Here is a 21,992-nt window from a genome sequence, read left to right as displayed (position 1 = left end):
TCTCCGTGGCAAAACAGTTAATGCCTAACATCAGTTATTTAAGCTTTTCCAGCAATTCCGGCTGGTCTTTCAACGCGACACCGGCAATTTTGAGAATGCGGCTGCGTTCTTTTCCCAATGCAGCTACGACAGCGTTACGCTTCTGGGTGGACTGCTCTGCATCGCCTGCGGCATCGTGAATTTTGGAATTGGCGGTTATCGCAGCGTTCAGGTTGGTCAACCCGGCCTGCAATTGCACTTCGGTTAAACCGAATGCCGCCAGCTTTGTTTTAACATCGGCATTGTCCAGGGCATTTTGGTAAAAGCGCCCCATTTGGGCAAACCCGCCGGCCAGCGTTACATCGCGCGAGCCATACAGGTCGAGCAATTCCAGAAATTCCGGTGAATCTTCCAGGGCTATCCGGGCAATTTCCACATCGTCGGAGTAGGTTTTGCGGGTCTGATTCAATTTTTCCCGGAATTGCAGGCTAAAGCCTTTTTTACCGGAATAATTGCTGATCTGAGTTTCGTATTGCACTTTGCCGACATTGAACTGTTCCTTAAAGGCGGTCACCCGTTCGGCGGTTATACCGCGCGTGGCCAGCGCAGCTTTGATGGCATCGTTGGCTTCGATGTTATCCACCAGGATCTGGATTTTGTGGAATAATTGTTCAATGGATTTGTTTTTTCTTGCCATGTCACTACCTCCTTGTTGGTTCATTTGGCATCTCTCGTTATTTGTTGTTTTATGTTTCGGTTAAGAAGGCTTGAACTTTAGGAAAAGTTTTTGGGGATTCAGTTTGAATTGAAATAGGGTGGAATAAGCATTATATAAACGAATGGGAACAGTCGCTGTAACATTGGATTTTCTTTTCCATAGCACAAATTTATACATTATTGTCATACGTTTGACATAAAGAAATAGACGCCCGCAGACATTCTAACGAGCGCCTTATGGAAAACCTGCTGGAAATACAATCTCCGGTCACTTCATCAACATCATTTTCCGGGTTTGCACAAATGGACGGATACAGGTTGTTTGTCAAATCCTGGATACCCGAATTAAGCAGCGTTGCGCCACTGTATCCGGGGGCTCCCTGGTCATTTCTCCGCTCAACCTCACGATACTGGATCCCGGTGTTTTCGTGCCAGGCCAGCATGTAATGCGGTTCCCGGAAATTAAGTGTCGTTGGATATTCGCGGTTGTCGATGGTCGGGAAATCTGCCGAAGAATTGGTAGTGACGTTGGCTGTATAGTCGTCATAGGTAAACCAGAGAGAAATACCGGATGACGTTTCGGTGGAAGCTTTGGGTATTATCCCGCCACCCCGGAATGCCACTGCCGCGGTGCTGTATGCGTTTTCGGTTTGGGATGGCGCGGTAAACTGGCGATAGCCTGCAACCGAGGCGTGTAACGGTTCATCGGGTGCCGTCCAATCGCCCGGGCTACCCGTGGTGGTATGCAAATCATAAGTACCGTTATTGATGTCCAGGCTTTCCCACACCACTACCCTTTGATCGGATTGGCTGCCGGAAACTTCATACAGATACGATACTGCGGGATGATGGTGGCTTGTTGAACTGGAAGCGGCAGCTATTCTTACATCTTTCAGCCAGTTGCTGCCGGCATCCTGTTCGGCAGTATAAATATTGCCCCGGTCTTCATAGACCAGCCAGGGTTTCTGCGTTATTGCGTCTGCCCAGTGGCGGGTGAGTTTGCTGCTGTTATTGGCGAAGGTGGCTTCCGGTTTGTCGGATACCCGCCGCCCTTTCATGTTGGCGGTGAGGGTGCAGTTGGCGGTTTTGAATACCACGGCAGTGGTTTTGCTGGTAGGGCTTTCCAGATCGATTTCCAACGGGTCGTATTTCCAGCCGGCCCAGTCCCATATCGTGGCTTTGCTGTTGACGGTGAGTTGCTGGGCGTCGATGGCTTGCACGGAGTAATAGACGGGGTTAATTCCCGTGTAGGGTTGATTCAAAAACACGCCCTGATAGACATCCCCGTTGTAACCGGTGGAATAATCCGGGTAAAACGGTGAGGGGCGGTTTTTGAATATCAACGCATCCGGACCGCTATCCTTCATGCCGCGATTGCGCTGGTTGTTGCTAAAAAACGGGTCAGCATAATCGATCAGCCAGGGATCCTTGAAGGCGATTTCGTCACCAGCCGGGTTCGCGCCCGTAGTGCTCAGGAAGTTGTTTTGCAGGGTGATGCCGGAGTAGGTGGGTTTGAAACGCGAGGTAAGAGTACTTATATCCGAAGTGATCTCGAATATGTGGTGGTTCGTCACATCAGGATCATCACTGATCAAATTTTTTACCCAGCGGTTATACTTTTCTGTTGGAGTGTTGATCAAGTCCTGCTTTCCTCTGAGAAATTCGAATGAACCGGTGGGGAAATTGAAAGACGGGATTGGAATTGTATAGTTGACAAAACCGGAACCTTCCCAACGGGCAACCTGCGTACCTGTCAATAACTGACCTGATTCGCGACGTTGATCAACCGTAACCTGTGTAACCTGAACAATAAACATTGATGGACGATACTGAGGCATTATAACATCTATTCTGTCTGACTGACCTGGGGTAAGATGATCCATACAGGAATCATAAGAATAGTCCATGAAATTATGAATCGGATCGTCGCCCGGGTCCGGACAAGTATTCCTGCCTGTCGGACATCCAGAGGCAGGAGAGTCTTCATAGGGTGTGTCGTTTACTTCATCTCCGGGTGCATCGCAACCGCCTTGAAAGGTATGCCACAAACCAAGGTAATGCCCAATTTCATGGACACCTGTATCACCTTCATTATAATTGATATAAGTACCACCCGGCAGGCTTGCGTAATCGCAGACAACACCGTGCATGTGGTTATTTTCCAGAAAATCCCACGGGAATCGGGCATACCCTAACCCTGTGCCAGGCAGATCGTTTGTGTAAAAATTCAAAACATGTGCCGGATCAATGGCAAGAGATGCTTTCATCTCTCCTTCGGCAGAAGAACCATAAGTCGCGTCTACCCATGAATTGTTGTTGACTCGCTCTATGCTGTGAAGACTGAATCTGAAATTGGTGTTGGCATAGCTTGAGTTCAGTACAACAATTTGATCATTTATTTGCTGATCTGTAACATTTGCAGTGCCGTCTGAGTAACGGATAACGTGAAAGGCAACCGGAATTGTGATAATTGAAGTATTCGGAGAATTCCCCGTCAGCAGCCATTCTTTATGGGATTTCCGTAACAGAAGTTGTTTTTCTTTTGGAGTTTCAGGGATTGTGCAGCGTAGGATACCATCGGCGTCTCCGTTGTATCCTTGCTGCGCCATTAGGGGTGTTAAGTTCAATAAAAATATAACTAAAATCATTAACCCGTGAATTCTCATATATTGATACATGTATATTTCTCCTTCGTAATTTGCTTGATACACAAACCAAAGTTGGTTATTTTGCGTTTGGCAAACAAAAACGCGTATTCCACATTAGTGGCGGAACATCAGGCGTTTTGTTTGTCTTCTCATTGGCGCCGGTGTTGCTGCACTGGCGTCACTTTTATCAATGATTCTAACTTATAGGCGGAGAGCGTGTGGGTCCCATTTAAAACCTTACTTTCTTAAAAATGTATGTGTCTTTTACCTTCTGCCGATGACGACAACAGTGCCACCGAGTGCGATCAGCATGTTTTTCCTTATATCAACCCCTGAAAATACCTCAGGCATATATGCCTGACGCAGGTTGTGCCACCGAAGACCATTCCAGTACCACATCAACCGGAATCCGACGACAACAATATCATTTAAATCACTTCCTCTTACAGCGGTTTTGTAGTATGGCGGAAAGGACTCATCCCGGCGCCAGACGGAACTAACAGTGCGGGAGTGATACAATCCATCTCCCCCGATAAAATACTTACGCCCTGAGATGTGCCAAACCGTATTCAATGCCCAGGATAAACCGCTATCCGGTAGCTGGGTCACACCCTCATTATTTATACGAAGAAGCTGTTTCCCTTGATTAGTAAATTGATTCGAGGCAATACACAATATCTCCCATTCACTGGTTGTTTCATTTTCTGATCCCCATACGTCATTGATCGGCAACGCTGTTCCGCTTTCGATCCGCTGCCAGTTCGCTCCGTCATAGTGGGCAATAAACCCGTTGCTACTAACAACATATAAATCATTACTAGATCGCCCCCACATTTTTCTTGCAGAACCATTTAGTTGGGTAATGAGGCTGCAATCGTTGACGAAGGTTACGCCATCAAAGCGAGTAATACTTCCGTCAATATGGGCAAATAGCACGTCATTGGCGGAAAAGGCAAAAACGGTTTCTATCGGCGGGTAATCCACACCGCCGCAGGCGTTGGTTTTTATCCGCATCAACGCCCACTGCTGCCCGTCCCAATGCAGGGCATTGTAGGGCAGCCAGGGCTGGGCTCTGTAGCTGTAAATCTCGCCTACTGCCCAGATGTCGTCCTCATCTATAATGGCAACATCCCGCAACACTCCGCTGCCGTAGGGGCTGGGGAATTCAAAAACCTCCCACTGGAAATCATGGCTGGTGGTGTCCATTGTGGTCAGGGTATGGGTTTGGCTGGCAGCGGTTTTGCCATTGCGCAGCAGTTCCGTGCGGTAAGTGTAGCTGTGGTTGGGCAGCAATCCGGTGTCCACCACGGTGGTTTCCGCCACGGCAGTGAAGCGCATCCGCTCCACTCCGTCGCGGGTGAGCCGCAGTTCAGTGCCACCGGCATCTTCCGCGGTAATGGTCAGCCAGGCTTCGATCACACCAGTATCGGCGGAAAGCGTCAGTTGCGGGTCGGGCGGATTGGTGCTGCTCTTGCTGCAGGCGGCGGTCAGGAGCAGCAGGGCGGTTAGGGCGATGGGCAGGTAGGGTTTCATGGTTGCTTCCTTAAAAAAGAAAAAAGATTTAAGAAAAAAGAATGGCGTATCTAAAGAGCAGGTAAGCAGCAAAGAATGATGGATCCTGCCCCAAATTGTAGAGACGCTTCATAGAGTAAAGGCGCTTCATAGAGTAGAGATGCTTCACGAAGCGTCTCTAAATCTTTAAAAAACAGGCGTTAATCGTATCACGAATTTGTGCAATTAATCCCGGATCCGTTTAAATGGCAATGAAACAAAGCCGGGCAACGACTGTTGCAATCTAACGATAAAAAACAGAATAATTGTAATATTGCTTCGGTAAGTCCGTTTCAAATCCGGCGCGATGTTGCGCCCCTTCCTTTTAGAAACTGGCTGAAATTGACACACACAAAGCAAGAAAAATAATAAAATAAACTGAAAACATACGGACAATAACGCCTTCCAGTGGTGGAAGGCGTTAGGTTGTTTTACGGAAATTGTAATGTCAATCCATTTTTTTACAGAAAATATTCCCAATCGTTACTTTTCTGGTTAAATTGATGCTGTAAATATTTCAAATCATGGCACAACAAAGCCTGTCGTAACCGAGATTCCGGGCGCTCAAACCAGGGATTCTCCAAATAACGGCAGGCTTTTATTTTAGTATCATCATTTTACGGCTTTGGGTAACAACCGGGGTTGTTAAGCGATACAGATAAACACCGGAAGGCAGTCCGGATGCATCAAAAACAGTATCATATGAACCCGCTGCCTGCTCGCCATTTACCAGGGTCGCCACTTTTTCGCCGGAAAGATTGTAAACCGTTAATGTCACATGGGTCGCTTCCGGTAATGCATATCGGATAGACGTTGTCGGGTTAAACGGATTCGGGTAGTTTTGCGCCAGGGCAAACACTGTTGGCAAAGCATCGTCGTTTGGGTTGCCTTTTTTTGTCCAGTCCGCCACCGCTTTGGTTAAATGTCACCTCGCTTGAGTAAGCTGATTTGTTATTTGCAAGATCAACTGCTTTCAGCTTGTATTTGATCTCGATATTATTGACCTGAGGATTTAAGCTGACCCCGCTTTCAGTGGCATCTACATAATAATCGTTGCCGGTGGTTGCCAACAATCCCCAACTGCCGGTGCCTTTTTTTTCTTCCAGACTTCGTATTCATCCAGATCCGCTTCCGCATTCGCATCCCAATCAATGCGCGGGTGCGAGCTTGAGATTGACCGAGCCAGGTTTACAGGCGCTAGCGGCGCGAAATCGCGCTGGCGAAGTTTGAGGGTTTCGTTATCGTCGTCAATCCAGATTACGTAAACATCGTTGCTGTTGGCGGAAATTCTCTGATTAAATGTATAATCCGAGGTATATGTATAGGCGCTGGACCAACTACCCTGCCATTCTCTATACTCACCTTCTCCAGCAAAATATGTTATGTGCAGTTTCCGTCGTTGGTAACAGCCATTCCGATAGGCTCACTCGGATCGGAGTTAACAAGAATAAGCGAGGAAGAGCCAGACCATGTAGTGCCGGTTAAGCTGCGTGTTTTGTGGTACAAATCATACCTAAAGGGCACAAAATCGTAGTAAAAGCCGTGAAGATAACCGGAAGTGGCAATTACCCAGGATAACCCGGTATCGTCAAACAGTTCATAAGAGGATTGCCAGGTGCTGCTGGATAAATCGCGGGTTTTGGCTACATCTCTGTTACCAACAGGATCATCCCAGTCTCCGGCGGTAAAGGTGACATGCACACGGCTGCTTGAAGTGGTAACACCAGGGAAGCCGCCATTTACACCAGATTCATCGGTGACTACTTTGTCTGCTGTCCAACTGGATTGATTAGAAGGATTCCGTTGATATTTTGTTTCATAGTCGGAATCGCTGCTGTTTGTAATAGGAGTAAACCAGGTGAATCCCGTCTTCATCCGTCCAGGCATCGATACCATTGCTAATGCTGTTACTCATCTCAATCTCATTAACAGCCGAAGTTGACCAGTTTGCTCCGGCGTCGGTGGATTTCTGGGTTTTGATCTTGTCACCTTCCTTGTAGATGATGTATAAATCTCCTTCCCAACCAACAATACGACTTAACCGGGGGTTTCTGCGACGTTGTTATCCGGGTGGAAGTTCGGATTTGGGTCCCTTCAGCGTCAAATAAATAGTATGTCAACTGGTTGGATTTCTGGAGAATGACATGGTTGCCGTCAGCGTCGGTATAAAGATCAACCCGGTCATACCGGTCTGCTGAAACATTTAAATCAATTGCTGTATTCCAATTGCTGCTTTGGGGGAGAAGACAGCCATCGACAGCAACAGGATAGAAACGAACAAATTCAATCGTTGTAACATGATGTTTTCCTTTCGGTTACCTGATTAACAACATTTTATTGATTTGTCTAAAAACTTCCCTTTGCTCCATTGGAGAAACAATGTTCACTTCATAGAAATAGATACCGCTGCTCACCTCCTTTCCGTTTTGGTTGGCGCCATTCCAGACAGTTTCATAATTATCAGGCGCATATAATTTCTGATCTATTAACCGTGCCACCTCCTTTCCGAGAATATCATAAATGGTTAATGTTACAATGCCCTGAGCAGGCAATTGAAAACGAATGCGTGTAGTTCCGTTAAAAGGATTGGGATAGTTTTGATGTAATTTAATATTGTCAATAGGCTGCCCGGTCGGAGAGATACCGGAAATAGTATTCGGTCGATAAAAATAGGTTCTAATTCGCGGCGCTGTAATGACATCAACTACATTTACAAATAAATCCAACTGTCCATCATTAAATATGTCATACATATTAATACTATGAATTTCCTGGCGCAGTTTTTCCCACGAATCATAATAAAAAGATCGAATACCATTGTCGTGTTATTCCATACAAGCATTGCAATAGAAAACGAAAAGGAAAACACTAAGTCATCTACACCATCACTGTTGACATCATAAGTATAGAGTGCTGTATATCCTAAGACCTCTGTTCCGACGAGTAAAAAGTTCTCACTTTTTGATAAACATTATTTCCATCCGCCTCAAACCAATAAATACGTGATATGGGCACGCCGCCGGAAAAGCTGCTACCACCGAGGAATAACTCTGTTTTCCCGTTATTGTCGATGTCGTTGGTGGTGGTTGTCATATAGGCATTGGAGATGCTCATGGTATCTTGATACACCTGCTCATAGGTATCATTGCCGGTGTTTTCCCACATATAAATATGAGCAGGAAAGGATGCGCTGCCGGTGGCAAATTCCTTTGAAACCATCGTTGTCAAGATCGCCCACTCCAAAACCGGAAATGCTCTAATCCGGCTGGGGACGAACACTAAATTTTCTTTCAAAATTATTGATTGCCGGATTGTATTCTGCCACAAATATTTTACGACAACATGGTGGTAATGAATCGTCACCAGCATAAATCACATCTATGAAGTTGTCATTGTCAAGGTCTGTAAATGTTTCTGAGGCCACCTGCCCTCCAAATTCCCACATCCGGTGTAAAAATTGAGTGTGTCGGGATACTCACCAAAGGTTTTCTGTTCAATATTAGCAAAACGTTGAGCCATCCATTTAAAATTGAGTTCAAGCTGCCCATCAGAATCTACATCTGTGGCTGCTAAAGCAATCTCTACTGTGTCCGGGTAAAACCTTTTAATCACAAAAGTGCTGTCATCCTGTAACTCAGCAATAGCACAGTCAGCCAGATCCGTGCTTTGACCGGGTAAATACGATCCTGCAAGGTCTGGTTTGCCATTGTTATTGAAGTCTCCGATAGCCATCGGGTATCCAACAAGGCTTCCAATTTTGAACATGTTAATTTTTTTTGTATTTCCAATTATACAGCGTGGTATCGGCATTTATCAGATCAATCACCTGCTCACTTGAGGAAGGTGTCAGGTTTTCTGGTGGGTGCTCGGTAATATCCACGTATTTCATTATTCCGGTTTGCTTGTGGGTCATTTTCAGGAGGTTGGGCTCTATCTCCGCCACCTGCCATTCCTCTTCCAAGTGGGCAATACGCCTGGCGTCTAACCCGCCGGGAATACGGCTGGCTATGGCTTGCCAGGTGGTTTATGCGCCTGCGTTTGCCGCCGCACCTGTGGGTCTGCTGGTTTGGGCGTCCGTCGCAGCGCTAATAAGAAGGCAAATAAGCAAAACGGGTATGATATACCGTATCATCGGCTTGCTCCTGCTTGCAAAAATGTTTTGTTAAATTATTGAGGGTAAACAAATTACTGCTCTTTACAGAAAAAATGCGCTAAACAGTAATAAAAATGCTTTGATTGACGCCGAAATTAACACACACACACACAAAGCAAGAAAAATAATAACCGATGTTACGCATTTTAGCCACCCACGAAGTGAAAGCCTTCGGCAAGAGACGCAGAGACGCACAGAAATTCTTAAAAATATCTTAAATGATGGTGTAAGAAGAAAAGGTTATAATCAGCAAAAACATGCATTTATTATAAAAGGTTGCCGTGGTATTTCTCTGTGATTATCCGTATCAGGGTCGCAGCTTTTTCTCCCGAAAGATTGAAGACGATAAATGTCACATGGGTAAGTTCCGGTAAAGACATTTTGCTATCCCTATTTTTGGCTGTTCCACACCCGCACTTCCCACCAATTGCAAAAAGCTACCAATATGTTATATTTAAATTGGGCAGTATTTTGATAAATAACTGCTTTTACGCAGTTGTTCAATTTTTGTCACCCACGAAGTAGTGCATTCGGCAAGAGCCACAGACATCACAGAAAGAACAAATGAATTAATAACTGATGTTACGCACTGGTCAAAAACTTCTCGGAACCAGCATCCTGAGTAACGCCGAAGGCGTGTATCGAAAGGGTGCGGCATTTCACTGATTGACCGCACCCTTCGATACGCCCGAAGCGGGCTACTCAGGATGCTAATTTATCGATAATCGGATACTTGTGCGTAACATCAGTTAATACATTTATGTTTTACTTTTCAAATATTGTTTGCCCGGACTCTCAGTTGATTTATTCGGTAACTGAATATAAAGACTTGTTACAAATATCTGTGATCATCCGTGTGAATCCGTGGTGAAATAAGTAACAGTAAAAAATCTCTGTGCGCTTTGTGCCTCTGTGGCTAACAACGCATAACAACAGTTAATCATTTAAAAGTTATCATTACAATCGTTTTAGAAAAACCCAAATATAGGAGAAGCAATGATGAATACGCCCCCAAAGTGGTTTAAGCCTGTTGCAATTGCAGCATTTATTTGGAATTTATTGGGATGCCTTGCATACCTCTCCGATGTTATGCTAACGCCTGAGGACATCGCCGCCATGAGTGAGGCCGAACAGGCATTATATGCCGCTCGCCCAGCATGGGCGGTAGGCGCGACGGCTATTGCCGTATGGGGCGGCGCGCTGGGTTGCCTGGGTCTTATCCTGCGGAAAAGCTGGGCAAATCTGGTGCTGATGCTCTCTCTCGCCGGGGTTGTTGTTCAGGATATTGCTTTGTTTGGAATGAGCAATGCGGCTGCAATGGCTGGCCCTGTTGTTTATGTCATGCAGGGCGTCGTGTTGTTGGTAGCCATTGGTCTGGTGCTGCTCAGCCGTAAAGCACTGAAGCTGGGGTGGATTTCCTGAGTTTGAGATACCGGATCAATAAACCCCGTAACATTAACGGTTACGGGGTTTATTTGTAATGAATGGATATCGGGCATCCATTTATTTTCAACATTTTGATGCCCGATTATCCCAATAAAATCGGGACGGACATAACTCGAAACTCGCAAGAACTTATTGTCCAATCTTATTGCAGCTTTTATTATTTAAACTGCTTTGGCAGTAGCCGAGTGAAAGAATTTCTCCATCCATCTCCTTTAAAATCAATGGCTATGGCTTTTGATCCAGTTATAAATTGGTTTCCACGCCAGATGTTTGGCTTCGCTTGCGGTGAAAATATCAATATGACCGAAGTCTTCCAGCGGGTCCAGCCCGTTTATGCTCGCAATGTGATGGGTGATATCTGTGCTGCCAAGAAAGGTTGTGCCGTAAATGATATCTTCCCCAAAACCGCCTCCGGCACCCACGTTAAAAATCGGGACCTTGATTTCGGCAAAATGATCATCGAATGGCAAATCGATGACGCCGGAAATCAACGCATCATATTCTGCGATAAACAGAACCGGCTCAAATGGCGGGGCGGATTCGAGAAAATCATACCATTTTTCATTGGAAATAAACCTGAACGCCGCAGGGAATCCGTTGTCAAGATAGTTGCCGAGATAATGGAAATTTACACCATCCCCAAAAACCTGTCCGCCACCGTAAAACAACGACACCTGGAGATTGGTAAATCCCGGGAAAATCGGCGAAGCGCCGTCCGGATCTGTCCGTGCGAGAAACCCGACTGGCTTGAAAGGGATGTCCAGTTGATAAATGCCGTTGTTGATCAAATCCATCTCCAAATAATAATCAGCCTCAAATACCTGCTGCCAGTATGAGCCGTCTTCTGCGAGAATCGCAAGATCAACCGGTATGTATCCGCTAACCTGACGGCACCTACGGTGCAACTGGGTTTCCTGATTCAACAAGGCATATCCGGTGGCGACGCCGCTGCTGTATCCGCAAAGGATCATTTTCCGGACACCGTTCCCGGTTATCGCGCGGACAAATCGTGCAACGGAAATAGCCGTGTTCAAATCATCCACCTGCCGCTGAATGCCCCAATCCGCCATAAAATCGAAATTGGTTTCGCCCTCCGGCACCAGTGTCCAGGCCTGATCGATGCCCCAGACATCCACATTCTTTTTGGCGAGATACACCGCCAGCCCGAAATCGTCCGGCGTGTTCGGCGACAGCGTGCCCGGCAGCATCATACCTGCAAAATCTTTGGCATCGCCATGCTGGTAAAAAGGTCCTTTTAGTTTTGATGGGATGATTTTTCCGCGATTCTTTTACTACCCGGTGCAAACCGATAACATCATACTGACCGGGGTAACCTGGATATTTATGCGATAGTGCACGATGTCGTCATCGATGGGAATGCGATCAAATCCTTTCATTCCGCCCTTGCCTTTTTTCTCCAGCGCAACATCTACCTGCAGACTGACTTCGTCGTCCATTTCAACCTGCCAGTTGAAGCTGTTGACCACTTCCATCGCGAGGTTTGCAGAGCCATTTACATCGCTCAACTCGCTTTCGGCTATGGCAATCTCGGGCGCCGGTGCAACAGCAATTTCCCGGTCGCAACTGTTCAGAAACCAAAAACACAACACACAATCATCACTAAACGTAAGGATTTCATAAAAACCTCCAGAGATTTTGCGTTTCAGATAACATGATTTATTACATCTGTGAGTGAGTTGATATCTTTCTATGAACAATTTTGACAGTATATTTACTGAACCATCATCTGCTGTATGTGATGTCGCCAAAACCCAGTTTGACGGATCCGGTAAAAACGATTGATGATTCGTGAATAAATTAATTAATCATCACCGATTTTGGCTAATACATGTGGGTCAATAAAGGATACGTTAAGGACATTCATTAATAAAAGAGGATATATTTTATAGAATGTGGACTAAAGCAAAAAAACAACCCCCGCCCAAATGACATTGGCGAGGGTTGCTCCCATCCTATGAGATAGTGTTACATCTCAAAACTTTTTGCGCATTATAATCTTGTTAAAACAGGGATCTGCGTTGTTATCAACCAGGTTTCCCAGATTGTCTTTGATGAGATTGTCTATGCCACAGTCCTTGATGATGATATCTGGGTATTGGTTGGTGATCACCACGTTTTCATAGGATGTGGGGTTAAAACCCGAAACGCACGAATCGCTGACCAATTCAATGTCATAAGTGCCGTTGTTGTTGGCGGCGTTATTGGTCAAACGGTTATGGTTTGCACCGTCAATCACCAGATAGCCGGCATCAAAATTATCATGGGAATTATTTCCTTTCACTCGCCAGCTTTCAGCCGGGGTCAACGATCCGGCTAGCGTGCCGTCCGGCAGCGGAAAATTATTGGGCGGCACGTTGCACAATATCAACCCGATATAATTGTTAAACAGCTCATTGTTATTAAACCGCCCGTTTTTATCGCAGCCCAGACACCAAAGAATGCATTCGTGATCGTATTGCCTTCGATACGGACACGATCGCCGTTGATATTGGTGATGGCAAAACCTCAAAAGATTGGTCATCCATTCAGGCGTTGCGGAAATAAAATTGTCATACAGCCGGGTATCGTTGCCTTCTTCGATGAGAATGGTAAATTCAAAATCGTAAAATTTGCAATTCTGGATGCGGGGTCGATAGCTGTCCTGGATGAGCAGAGCGGTGCCGCCGATGGATCCCACCGGGCGGATTTCCAGATTGTCAATCAGCACCCGGTAAGTATCTTTGATGTAAAAACCGCCTGAATCTCTCCCACATTAACAAAAGCATCGCTGTCAAATCTTACAACGGCACCAGGCTCGCCGAGAATGCGTACGGATGGGTAATCATCACCGTGCCGGATTCCGTGTGCATTCCTGCTGCCAGCCGGACAGTGCCTTTTTCACCAACGGCGTCGATCGCAGTTTGCAGGGCATCGTTGGAGCCTGCCGGAATGGTCACAGTTTTATACAACGTGTTCTCGCTGAAAAACGCATCATCGTATCGATCCTGCATCTCAAGTTGATAGACATTGTCATCCTCACTTTCCAGATCGATAATATCCGACTGTTTCAACGGCATTTTATCCTCAACACAGCCCTGCAACACTGTGAAACCAATCAAACCGATTACAATCAACCAACGTTTCATAAGAAACCTCCTTTTGTGTGGTTAATGAAACATCTGTTTCGCGGAAGCGATTATGTCCGCAAACAATTTGGTTATTGAGAACTTTGATGTATGGTAACAACGGCTGAAAGATAATAAATTTGAGGTGATGGTTGCGAATACCTGACGGACAATTGTTTGTACCACACAGGACAAACCCGGGCAAAAAACCAATAAAAAGTGTGCCGAAATTTTTTAGGTGGGTGTGTTAACTGAACGATAAACAGACGGGGACATCCCGAAGCGTTTTCGAAACAATTTTGCCAGATGTCCGGGGCTCGAAAAACCGGTATCGATAGCAATGGTGGTTACTGTTTCATCGCTTTCCCGGAGGAGTTGTGCGGCGGTTTTCAAACGGATATCGTAAATAAATTCATGCGCCGTAAAGCCGGTCAACGCCTTTATTTTGCGCTGCAGGGTTTTGGCACTCCAGCCATTTCACCGGCAAAGTCGTCCAGCGAAAAGCGCTGATCTGCCAGATGTGCTTCCACTACAGACAGTGCTTTTTTCAAAATGCTTCATCGTGACGGGTGACCGTCACAGTTGCCGGCTGAATGCCGGATGCAGCGCGGAACCGCTGCCGGAGCATTTCGCGATTGTCGATGAGATTGCGAGTCCGCACTCGCAATTCATCCGCATAAACGGCTTGATAATGTAATCATCTGCCCGGTTGTCCAATCCCGCCAGTTTGTTTTCCGGCGATGCCAGCGCAGTGAGCAGAATTACCGGAATGTGGCAGGTGCGTTCGTCCGTTTTTAGCTGATGACACAGCTCAAAACCGTCTGTTTCCGGCATCATCACATCGCTGATCACCAGATCGGGCATGTATTCCTGCGCCAATGCGACGCCTTTTTTCCCGTTTTCTGCCTCGGCAATCCGGTAGTTGTCGCTCAACTGGCTGCGCAAATAGTATCGCAAGTCGGCGTTGTCTTCAACAATGAGCACCAGCGGCGCAGATTCAGATACAACCGGATTGGTTGTTGAACTTGCAGCCACTTTTTCTGCTGCAAAATGTCCCTTACCGTCGGTTGAAAATCATGAACTTCGGGAGATCTTCACTGATAATTTCTTCATCCTGCAAATGCAATTTTCCGGTTGGCAGTTTGATGGAAAAGGTTGTGCCCTTGCCCGGTTCGCTGGCAACCCGAATGTCGCCGTGATGCAATTCGACCAGTTCCCGCGCCAGCGCCAGCCCGATGCCGCTGCCTTCCTGAACCCGGGTTTGCCCACCATCCGCCTGATAAAACCGGTCAAATATGTGCGGTAATTGTTCCGGCATAATACCGATGCCGCTATCGGAAATTTCGATTTTGACAGTATCCCCTTCACCGCCGGAATGTCCAATAAATTGCTGCTGTTGCAGCATCAGCCGAACCTGCACAACCCCGCCTTTTGGTGTAAATTTGAATGCGTTGGAAAGTATGTTGGTCAGGATTTTTTCAAATTTTTCTCGGTCGAGATAAACAATTTGATCCGTTTCCGGAAAATCCAGCATTAGCCGGACGCCCAATTGTTCCGCATGGGAGAGAAATGAATGGCACAAGGTTTTCAGCGATTGCCCGATTGCCGTGGGTTGCGCCTGCAATTTCAAACCGCCCGCATCTAGCTTGGATAAATCCAGCAACTGGTTAATCAACCCTTGCAATCGCCGGGCGTTGCGATGCATGATCCTGTATTCATTTTCCGGATTTGATGGTGTTTTGCCAGCCAGGAATTGTTCTAACGGTCCCAAAATCAGCGTCAAGGGTGTCCGGAATTCGTGGGAAATATTAGCAAAAACCGGGTTTTCATGCCATCCAGTTGTTCCAGCCGGGTGGCTTGCTCTGCTTTCAATCGCATACGTTGACGGTCCAGGTTTTTGCGGATATACATCCGGCTTGCCAACACCAAAGCGGACATCGCCAGGATACCGAAGAAGCTTTTGCCCACCACGTTTCAAACCAGACCGGCGGGATGGTAAATGTTATCGCTGCGCCGGTTTCATTCCACACGCCATCGTTGTTGCAGGCTTTTACCCGGAAGGTGTATTCGCCGCGCGGCAGATTTGTGTAAAATGCCGAGCGCCGGTTACCGGCGTCGATCCAGTTGTTGTCGTAGCCTTCCAATTGGTATTTAAAGACACTCGCTCCGGCACTGAAAAGCTGAGTGCTGTGTATTCAATTTCCAAATCGCGGTGGTGAGCAGATAGTTGCATTTCATTTTCTCCGGGCAAAATAAATCGTCCCGGATGACCATTTGTGATAAATCGTTCCACATAAACCGGCGGCGGCACCGGATTGGTGTAAAACTGTCCGGGTGAATACTTACTGCCCCTATCACCGTCACATACCAAAATCTACCATCCGGCGCTTTCCAGGCAACCGGCTGCCGCCGCCCGTTACATTCTGCCTGTCGCATACCGTCCAAATGGTTAAACACCCGGCAATTCAGCGGTTCACGTTGACCTGTGGCGGCTATTCTGTTTAATTGCTGTTTTTCAACACAAAATATTCCTTTGTTAGAACTAAACCACAATCGCCCGGAATTGTCTTCCAGAACAGAATAGATGCGGTCGGAATACAGAGCGTCTCTGGTTGAAAACCAGGTAGTTTTATCATTCTCCATTCGGATCAGCCACGATATTCTGTGCCGCCCACAGAACGCCATCGGCATCTTCGTAAAGCGCCAAAACAGATTCCGGAAACAGCCGATCATTCATGTCTATGTTTTCGACGGGCACAAATTCGTTATTGACAATTTTCCCTAAGGTTGGTCCGTCGCCACCTACCCAAATGTCACCATCACGGGATTTAAGTAGTGAACGAATGTGATATTTTCTATCTAATGAAATAATATTTGTGAAATGTCTGTCTGTAAATGCTAAAATTTTCCCAAATGTTGTATGCGGTCCATACCGTATTATTATCATCTGTCGCTATTGTTAAAGGCTGACTCCATCGATATTCATCATTTATATTACTGGTTGCATATTTTGGTAAGTCAAATATTTCAACATCTCCGTATGAATAATGTGCCAGTTTTTCACTTCGCAAACCGATCCATACACCATCTTCCGATGGAAAAATACTGTTTTTCGCCAAATCAACAATTTTTGGTAAGCCTTTTGCCCAACAAATCTTGTTCCGTCATATTTATCAACAATATGATCGGTTAACCCTGACCAAACATTGCCTTCATCATCGGCACAAATCGATGAGCCGCCTCCATGTATGCCTTCTGTCAAGCCATACGCACTGAACTTGGTTTCGGAAATCTTGATCAATCCCATACCGCTGGCAGCCCATAAATTGCCCTCGTGGTCTTCGCCGATGTTGACAAATGACATATTATCACCGGGCAGCCCCTTACCGGCAGTCAGATATTCAATTTTCCCCTGCTTAGCCTTCCGATACCATATTGATTTGTTAAAAACCAAAGATTTTTTTCTTTGTCTTCGCTATAATATGTTGCATCGAAAAGATTTGATGTCCAGTCTGTTTGCGGGGAATATTTATCAAAACGATACGGTTTAAGGTGTTGGTTTTCAATAACATAGAATTTTCGATTTGTAGATTTACAAATGATGTCACCGGAAGGAAATTTATGAAATGAGATGAGTGGCGCATCGGTGCTAATTTCCACAACGGTGGCTCCGTTCCAGATTTTCAATGCGCCGTTTGTTTCTTTAAAATAGGTATTTCCTCCATCATCATCGACAATGTTATTCAGCCGAGTTGTGTTATCAATGCCATATTTGTTGCTTATTTCGAAATGATTTCCGGTCCACTGATACAAGCTTCCGTTGCCGATGATGTGCTTAATGTCCTCTGAGAGAAATAAAATCGAGAGTCGGGTGGAAACGGTTGTTTATCAAAAATAACATTTCGGCGTTTATGATATAAACGCCCATTCCGGGTGAAAGTATCCAATAATTCCCCTCTTATCAACCGCCATAGTAGTTACGGATGTCCGGATATTTGCGTGCCGTAAATGTCATCAACAGAAACAAAACGCTTGCCGTCAAACCTTACCAACCCCTCTTGTGAACCGATCCAGATATAGCCATTGGGTCCCGGAACAACAAAATTTAATGTATTCATGGGCAGGCCATCGCTGCTGCGGTAAATTTTATATCATACTGGGTAATCCGTTTCTGGGGATCCAATGCTTTCACTGATACACAAAATAAAACCAGTAGAAAAATGATCAGGTGGTTTAGCCGAAGGCATTTTACAAGAAGCAAATTCATATAACGGCCTCTAATTTTTTTAGCGATAGCATTATATGAAGGAAACTTTTTTGCGATGACGATTGAAAGTTAGCGTGTATATTATGAAGATTCAATATCTATATTTATTATTGAAGTCAAATGTTGGGTTAATAAAAATCAGTAAAATCGAGGCATTTTGTCGCGCCAAACAAACACCCTAAGAATAAATGGTTATTGACTTTTCGCTTTTGGCAAGCCTGTCGAATTTTACGACATTCACACAAAATATTGCAATACAGATACACCATTTTCCGCTTATGCTGTGGATTGTTGCGACAAGCCTGTGGAATATCGCGACAATGGTGCAAAAAATGGTATCACGAATGCAAAGTAAACCGGCAAACACGCTGATGATATTGGCATAAGTGCACCATTTTGCAACAAATGTGAAAAAAATAGTCGTAAGACATAAAAATTATGTGACTTTTCAACACATTTGCGGATTCCATCATCATTTTTTCCTCAGAGAACGCAGCGCACCGCGTAGCTCTGTGGCTAAAATGGGCAACGATCGTTAATTGGCCAGATTTCAATATTCCACCGTTTCAAAAGTGCATCGACTAAAATTTTTCCCGGTTGAATTTCTGATATATTAGCTATATTTTTAACCTTAATTCAACATCAATCAGTGAAGGGCCGGAAAAAATGGACGAATCATTATCAACATCGTCAGTTACTCAAAGCTTGTCCGAAAAAGCATATCAACTGGTCGAAGAGATGATTGTAACGCTAAAAATGTTGCCCGGCACTGCTTTTTCCGAACAGGAGCTGAGCAAACGGGTTAACATCGGGCGCACGCCGCTGCGGGAAGCCCTGCAACGCCTCATCGCCGACAGATTGGTTATTTCGCTGCCCCGGCGCGGGATGATTGTTACGGAAATCAACCTTACAGAGTATCTGGCAATTCTGGAAACCCGTCGTGAACTTGACCGGCTGATCGCCCGCAAAGCCGCCCAACGCGCCACGCCCGACCAGTGCAAAACCCTCAAACTATGTGCCTACGAATTGGTGAAAGCCGCAGCAGCTAATGACATTTCAGAATTTATGCGCTGGGACAAGGTCAGCGACAGCATTATGGAAAACGCCTGCAAAAACAGTTTTGCCGTTCTGGCAAATTCCCCGCTCCACTCCCACTGCCGGCGATTCTGGTATTTTTATCAGGGTAGCGGTGATCTGACCACCGCAGCCGATCTGCATGCCAATCTGGTGAAAGCCGTTGCCAACCAAAATGCGGACAGCGCCGCCGCCGCATCAGACGCGTTGCTGGATTATCTCGAAAAATTCACTCGTCAGGCGCTCGGGCTGAACAGCCACCCATAACATCAACAATAACATCTGGTTGTATCGGAGAAAAAAACATGCGCAGCCATACTTTTTTTTGCATCGATGCGCACACTTGCGGCAATCCTGTCCGGGTTGTCGCCGGCGGCGGACCGTTTTTGGAAGGGCGCACAATGAGTGAAAAACGCCAGCATTTTTTGGCAGAATTCGACTGGATTCGCACCGGGCTGATGTTCGAGCCGCGCGGTCACGACATGATGTCCGGCAGCATCCCCTACCCTTCCACCCGCGATGATTGCGATGTGGCAATCCTGTTCATCGAAACCAGCGGCTGTTTGCCGATGTGCGGACACGGCACTATCGGAACGGTTACCGTGCTCATCGAGCGCGGGCTGGTTACACCGCAAACACCCGGATTGCTTCGGCTGGAAACACCCGCTGGTCGCGTGGACGCGCATTATCAGCAAAATGAATCGGGCAAAGTGACCTCCGTTCGCATCGTGAATGTGCCGTCGTTTTTGCATTCGGCGCATCTGACGGTTGACTGTCCCGATTTGGGCGAACTGTCCATCGATGTGGCTTACGGTGGTAATTTTTACGCGATTGTGGAGCCGCAGGGCAATTATCGCGGCATCGATGCGCTGGGCGCCGGAAAAATTTTGCAATATAGCCCGATTATCCGCAAACGGATGAATGAAAAATACACCTTCGTGCACCCGGACGACCCGACCATTTGCGGCTTGAGCCATCTGGAGTGGAGCGACAAACCGAAACACCCGGAAGCGCACGCCCGCAACGCGGTTTTTTACGGCGATAAAGCTATCGATCGATCGCCATGCGGCACGGGAACTTCCGCGCGGATGGCGCAGAAATTTGCCCACGGGGAGTTGAAAGTGGGCGAAGATTTTGTTCACGAAAGCATTATCGGGAGCCTGTTCCGCTGCCGCGTTGAGCGGGAAACAACCGTCGGCGATTACACGGCGATTGTCCCGAGCATCGAAGGTTGGGCGAAAATTACCGGTCTCAACACCATTTTTATCGATGATGACGACCCGTACGCACACGGATTTCAAGTGGTTTGAGGCAATAATGGAACAGAAAAAAATTGTGATTATCGGCGGCGGCGTCATTGGTTTGTGCGCCGCATATTTTTTGCAAAAAGACGGGCACAGCGTAACGCTGATCGAACAAAAAGAATTGGGTTTCGGGTCATCCACCGGCAATGCGGGATTGATTGTCCCGAGCCATTTTGTGCCGTTGGCTGCGCCGGGCGCAATCGCGCAGGGCATGAAATGGATGTTCGATGCCGAAAGCCCGTTTTACATCAAACCGCGGCTGGATCTGGAATTGCTGGATTGGCTGTGGAAATTTCGCGGAGCATGCACGGCTGCGCATGTCAAAAAATCGCGTGATTTACTGTTAAAGTTGCACCTTTCCAGCAAACAGCTTTTCGGGGAAATTTCCCAATCAGAGAACATCGATTTCGGGTTGACCAAGCGCGGATTGCTGATGTTGTGCAACACGGATTCCGGCTGGCACGAATTGGAAGAACTGGTGGAACAGGGTCAACAAATGGGGCTGGACTGCCGGATGATGACAGCGCCGGAAGTTCACGAGATGGACGAAACGGTGCAAACTTCCGCCAAAGGCGGCGCATATTTTCCGGAGGATGCGCATATCGATCCTGGCAAATTCCTGACCGAAATGACCCGGTTGCTCCGGGAAAATGGTGTGGAAATCCACACCGGCGTATCCGCAACCGGATTCGCTATCGACAAAGGAATGGTAACGGCAGCCAGAACCAATCGCGGCGATTTCCGGGCAGACGAATTTTTGATTACCGGCGGTGCATTTTCGCCAATTATTGCCAAACAATTGCGGCTCAAATTACCCATCCAACCCGGAAAAGGGTACAGCGTGACCATAAAACCGGGCGGAAAAATGTTGCAAACGCCGCTAATTTTGGAAGAAGCACGGGTTGCGGTGACGCCGATGGGCGACAAGCTGCGCTTTGCCGGAACGATGGAATTGGGCGGGCTGGATTTCAACATCAACCAACGGCGGGTGAACGCCATTTTGAAAGCAATCCCGCGCTACTTGCCGGAAATTGATTTGTCGGAAGTCGATTCGGTGGAGCCGTGGGCCGGTTTGCGTCCGGTTTCGCCGGACGGCTTGCCGTATATCGGCAGGATTTCGCGGTATAAAAATGTGTTGGTTGCCGCCGGTCATGCGATGATCGGTATTTCGCTGGCACCGGAAACCGGCAAACTGGTTGCGGATCTCACCACCAACCGTTCACCGGAAATAGATATTTCCGCACTGGCGGTGGAGCGGTTTTCATGATGTATTAACGTTCCAGGCAGGAGCCTGGAACGAGACCTGTCAATCCTGTTATCCTGTAAAAAATCATCAAAAAGAAACGAATCACTTTTCCCAAACATAATTTTCGGCGGGCACATTCGTCAATTCCCGGTCGTATGACATCCGGTGTTCGAATGTGTAAAAATAGCCGTTTTTGTCCTGCACGGTCACCTGAACAGTGAACAATCCCCATGTCCAGATAATCAATTGGCAATCCGGGTTGGACGGTGTGCGATACACCTGGCGATCCGGGTTCGGAAAACTGGAATGCAGCCGGTAAGTCACCTGCTGAACAAACGGGACATCGCCACCGGAAATATACAAATACACTTTGTATAGCGTCGATTTTTCACGTTGCCGGACAAACACTTTTTTCTCGGTGCTGTTCGGGTCGAACACGGAATCAACGACATGCAAGCTTAAATTTTTCAACATGTTGCCCC

General features: G+C 46.7%; 28 protein-coding genes. 4 read left to right on the top strand and 24 right to left on the bottom strand.

All coding sequences use genetic code 11. The annotated features are described in order from the left end of the window. Positions 1–34: 34 nt before the first annotated feature. The 10 genes from H6629_21570 to H6629_21525 all read right to left on the bottom strand — a co-directional run bounded on the left by H6629_21570 (position 35) and on the right by H6629_21525 (position 8,856). Positions 35–676, bottom strand: coding sequence for a hypothetical protein (locus H6629_21570; GenBank protein ID MCB9070374.1), 642 nt, complete (start codon positions 674–676; stop codon positions 35–37). 190 nt (positions 677–866) lie between these two features. After that, the gene (locus H6629_21565) at positions 867–3,374 is read right to left on the bottom strand and encodes a zinc metalloprotease (protein MCB9070373.1); all 2,508 of its coding nucleotides are present in this window, start codon (positions 3,372–3,374) and stop codon (positions 867–869) included. A gap of 234 nt (positions 3,375–3,608) precedes the next feature. Then, positions 3,609–4,877, bottom strand: coding sequence for a hypothetical protein (locus tag H6629_21560; protein ID MCB9070372.1), 1,269 nt, complete (start codon positions 4,875–4,877; stop codon positions 3,609–3,611). Between the two features lie 616 nt (positions 4,878–5,493). Further along, positions 5,494–5,763, bottom strand: a complete 270-nt coding sequence (locus H6629_21555; GenBank protein ID MCB9070371.1) for a T9SS type A sorting domain-containing protein — start codon at positions 5,761–5,763, stop codon at positions 5,494–5,496. After that, on the bottom strand, positions 5,717–5,965 hold the full coding sequence (locus H6629_21550; GenBank protein ID MCB9070370.1) for a hypothetical protein: 249 nt from the start codon (positions 5,963–5,965) through the stop codon (positions 5,717–5,719). Before H6629_21550 ends, H6629_21555 begins: the two co-directional genes overlap by 47 nt. Before the next feature lie 310 nt (positions 5,966–6,275). Next, the gene (locus tag H6629_21545) at positions 6,276–6,770 is read right to left on the bottom strand and encodes a hypothetical protein (protein ID MCB9070369.1); all 495 of its coding nucleotides are present in this window, start codon (positions 6,768–6,770) and stop codon (positions 6,276–6,278) included. Between the two features lie 440 nt (positions 6,771–7,210). Further along, on the bottom strand, positions 7,211–7,648 hold the full coding sequence (locus H6629_21540; protein MCB9070368.1) for a T9SS type A sorting domain-containing protein: 438 nt from the start codon (positions 7,646–7,648) through the stop codon (positions 7,211–7,213). A 169-nt stretch (positions 7,649–7,817) separates the two neighbouring features. Beyond that, positions 7,818–8,264, bottom strand: coding sequence for a VCBS repeat-containing protein (locus H6629_21535; protein ID MCB9070367.1), 447 nt, complete (start codon positions 8,262–8,264; stop codon positions 7,818–7,820). 9 nt (positions 8,265–8,273) lie between these two features. Beyond that, a complete protein-coding gene (locus H6629_21530) occupies positions 8,274–8,627 on the bottom strand; it encodes a hypothetical protein (protein MCB9070366.1) in 354 nt (117 codons plus the stop codon). Between the two features lie 34 nt (positions 8,628–8,661). After that, positions 8,662–8,856 carry a hypothetical protein gene (locus H6629_21525; protein MCB9070365.1) on the bottom strand — a complete coding sequence of 65 codons (195 nt, stop codon included), beginning with the start codon at positions 8,854–8,856 and terminating at the stop codon, positions 8,662–8,664. Positions 8,857–10,047: 1,191 nt separating this feature from the next. Between H6629_21525 and H6629_21520 the strand changes: the two genes are divergently transcribed. Further along, positions 10,048–10,470, top strand: a complete 423-nt coding sequence (locus H6629_21520) for a hypothetical protein (protein ID MCB9070364.1) — start codon at positions 10,048–10,050, stop codon at positions 10,468–10,470. 242 nt (positions 10,471–10,712) lie between these two features. Here the strand turns inward: H6629_21520 and H6629_21515 are convergent, their stop codons facing one another. The 13 genes from H6629_21515 to H6629_21455 form a co-directional block, all read right to left on the bottom strand. Then, positions 10,713–11,705 (bottom strand): hypothetical protein, encoded by a 993-nt coding sequence (locus tag H6629_21515; protein MCB9070363.1) that lies wholly within the window; start codon positions 11,703–11,705, stop codon positions 10,713–10,715. Positions 11,706–11,786: 81 nt separating this feature from the next. After that, positions 11,787–12,101, bottom strand: coding sequence for a hypothetical protein (locus H6629_21510; protein MCB9070362.1), 315 nt, complete (start codon positions 12,099–12,101; stop codon positions 11,787–11,789). Between the two features lie 386 nt (positions 12,102–12,487). After that, on the bottom strand, positions 12,488–13,222 hold the full coding sequence (locus H6629_21505) for a hypothetical protein (GenBank protein ID MCB9070361.1): 735 nt from the start codon (positions 13,220–13,222) through the stop codon (positions 12,488–12,490). Between the two features lie 70 nt (positions 13,223–13,292). Beyond that, entirely contained in the window at positions 13,293–13,640 is a 348-nt protein-coding gene (locus tag H6629_21500) for a hypothetical protein (protein ID MCB9070360.1), read from the bottom strand. Positions 13,641–13,853: 213 nt separating this feature from the next. Then, positions 13,854–14,054: a helix-turn-helix transcriptional regulator gene (locus H6629_21495; protein ID MCB9070359.1), complete on the bottom strand. Its 201-nt coding sequence runs from the start codon at positions 14,052–14,054 to the stop codon at positions 13,854–13,856. A gap of 141 nt (positions 14,055–14,195) precedes the next feature. Further along, entirely contained in the window at positions 14,196–14,654 is a 459-nt protein-coding gene (locus tag H6629_21490) for a response regulator (GenBank protein MCB9070358.1), read from the bottom strand. Positions 14,655–14,676: 22 nt separating this feature from the next. Further along, positions 14,677–15,402 carry a hypothetical protein gene (locus tag H6629_21485; GenBank protein ID MCB9070357.1) on the bottom strand — a complete coding sequence of 242 codons (726 nt, stop codon included), beginning with the start codon at positions 15,400–15,402 and terminating at the stop codon, positions 14,677–14,679. Positions 15,403–15,487: 85 nt separating this feature from the next. Next, positions 15,488–15,763, bottom strand: a complete 276-nt coding sequence (locus H6629_21480; GenBank protein ID MCB9070356.1) for a hypothetical protein — start codon at positions 15,761–15,763, stop codon at positions 15,488–15,490. A 7-nt stretch (positions 15,764–15,770) separates the two neighbouring features. Next, positions 15,771–16,262, bottom strand: coding sequence for a hypothetical protein (locus H6629_21475; protein MCB9070355.1), 492 nt, complete (start codon positions 16,260–16,262; stop codon positions 15,771–15,773). Next, positions 16,252–16,566: a hypothetical protein gene (locus tag H6629_21470; GenBank protein MCB9070354.1), complete on the bottom strand. Its 315-nt coding sequence runs from the start codon at positions 16,564–16,566 to the stop codon at positions 16,252–16,254. The genes H6629_21475 and H6629_21470 overlap by 11 nt, the downstream gene beginning before the upstream one ends. Before the next feature lie 42 nt (positions 16,567–16,608). Beyond that, entirely contained in the window at positions 16,609–16,983 is a 375-nt protein-coding gene (locus H6629_21465; GenBank protein ID MCB9070353.1) for a hypothetical protein, read from the bottom strand. A 29-nt stretch (positions 16,984–17,012) separates the two neighbouring features. Continuing rightward, positions 17,013–17,432, bottom strand: coding sequence for a hypothetical protein (locus H6629_21460; protein MCB9070352.1), 420 nt, complete (start codon positions 17,430–17,432; stop codon positions 17,013–17,015). A gap of 164 nt (positions 17,433–17,596) precedes the next feature. Further along, positions 17,597–17,737 (bottom strand): hypothetical protein, encoded by a 141-nt coding sequence (locus H6629_21455; GenBank protein ID MCB9070351.1) that lies wholly within the window; start codon positions 17,735–17,737, stop codon positions 17,597–17,599. Positions 17,738–18,552: 815 nt separating this feature from the next. Between H6629_21455 and H6629_21450 the strand changes: the two genes are divergently transcribed. Genes H6629_21450 through H6629_21440 form a run of 3 tightly spaced genes read left to right on the top strand, consistent with a single transcriptional unit; the run spans position 18,553 to position 21,531 of the window. After that, on the top strand, positions 18,553–19,227 hold the full coding sequence (locus H6629_21450; protein ID MCB9070350.1) for a GntR family transcriptional regulator: 675 nt from the start codon (positions 18,553–18,555) through the stop codon (positions 19,225–19,227). 38 nt (positions 19,228–19,265) lie between these two features. Next, the gene (locus H6629_21445; GenBank protein MCB9070349.1) at positions 19,266–20,270 is read left to right on the top strand and encodes a 4-hydroxyproline epimerase; all 1,005 of its coding nucleotides are present in this window, start codon (positions 19,266–19,268) and stop codon (positions 20,268–20,270) included. Between the two features lie 7 nt (positions 20,271–20,277). Beyond that, on the top strand, positions 20,278–21,531 hold the full coding sequence (locus tag H6629_21440; GenBank protein ID MCB9070348.1) for an FAD-dependent oxidoreductase: 1,254 nt from the start codon (positions 20,278–20,280) through the stop codon (positions 21,529–21,531). A gap of 81 nt (positions 21,532–21,612) precedes the next feature. Here H6629_21440 and H6629_21435 read toward each other — a convergent pair whose 3' ends face one another. Further along, the gene (locus H6629_21435; protein ID MCB9070347.1) at positions 21,613–21,984 is read right to left on the bottom strand and encodes a hypothetical protein; all 372 of its coding nucleotides are present in this window, start codon (positions 21,982–21,984) and stop codon (positions 21,613–21,615) included. Positions 21,985–21,992 lie beyond the last annotated feature (8 nt).

The sequence above is a fragment of the Calditrichia bacterium genome (assembly GCA_020634975.1).
Lineage (GTDB): Bacteria > Calditrichota > Calditrichia > RBG-13-44-9 > J075 > JACKAQ01.
Note: the sequence above shows the minus strand (reverse complement) of the source record. Positions and strands in the feature narration are given on the sequence as shown.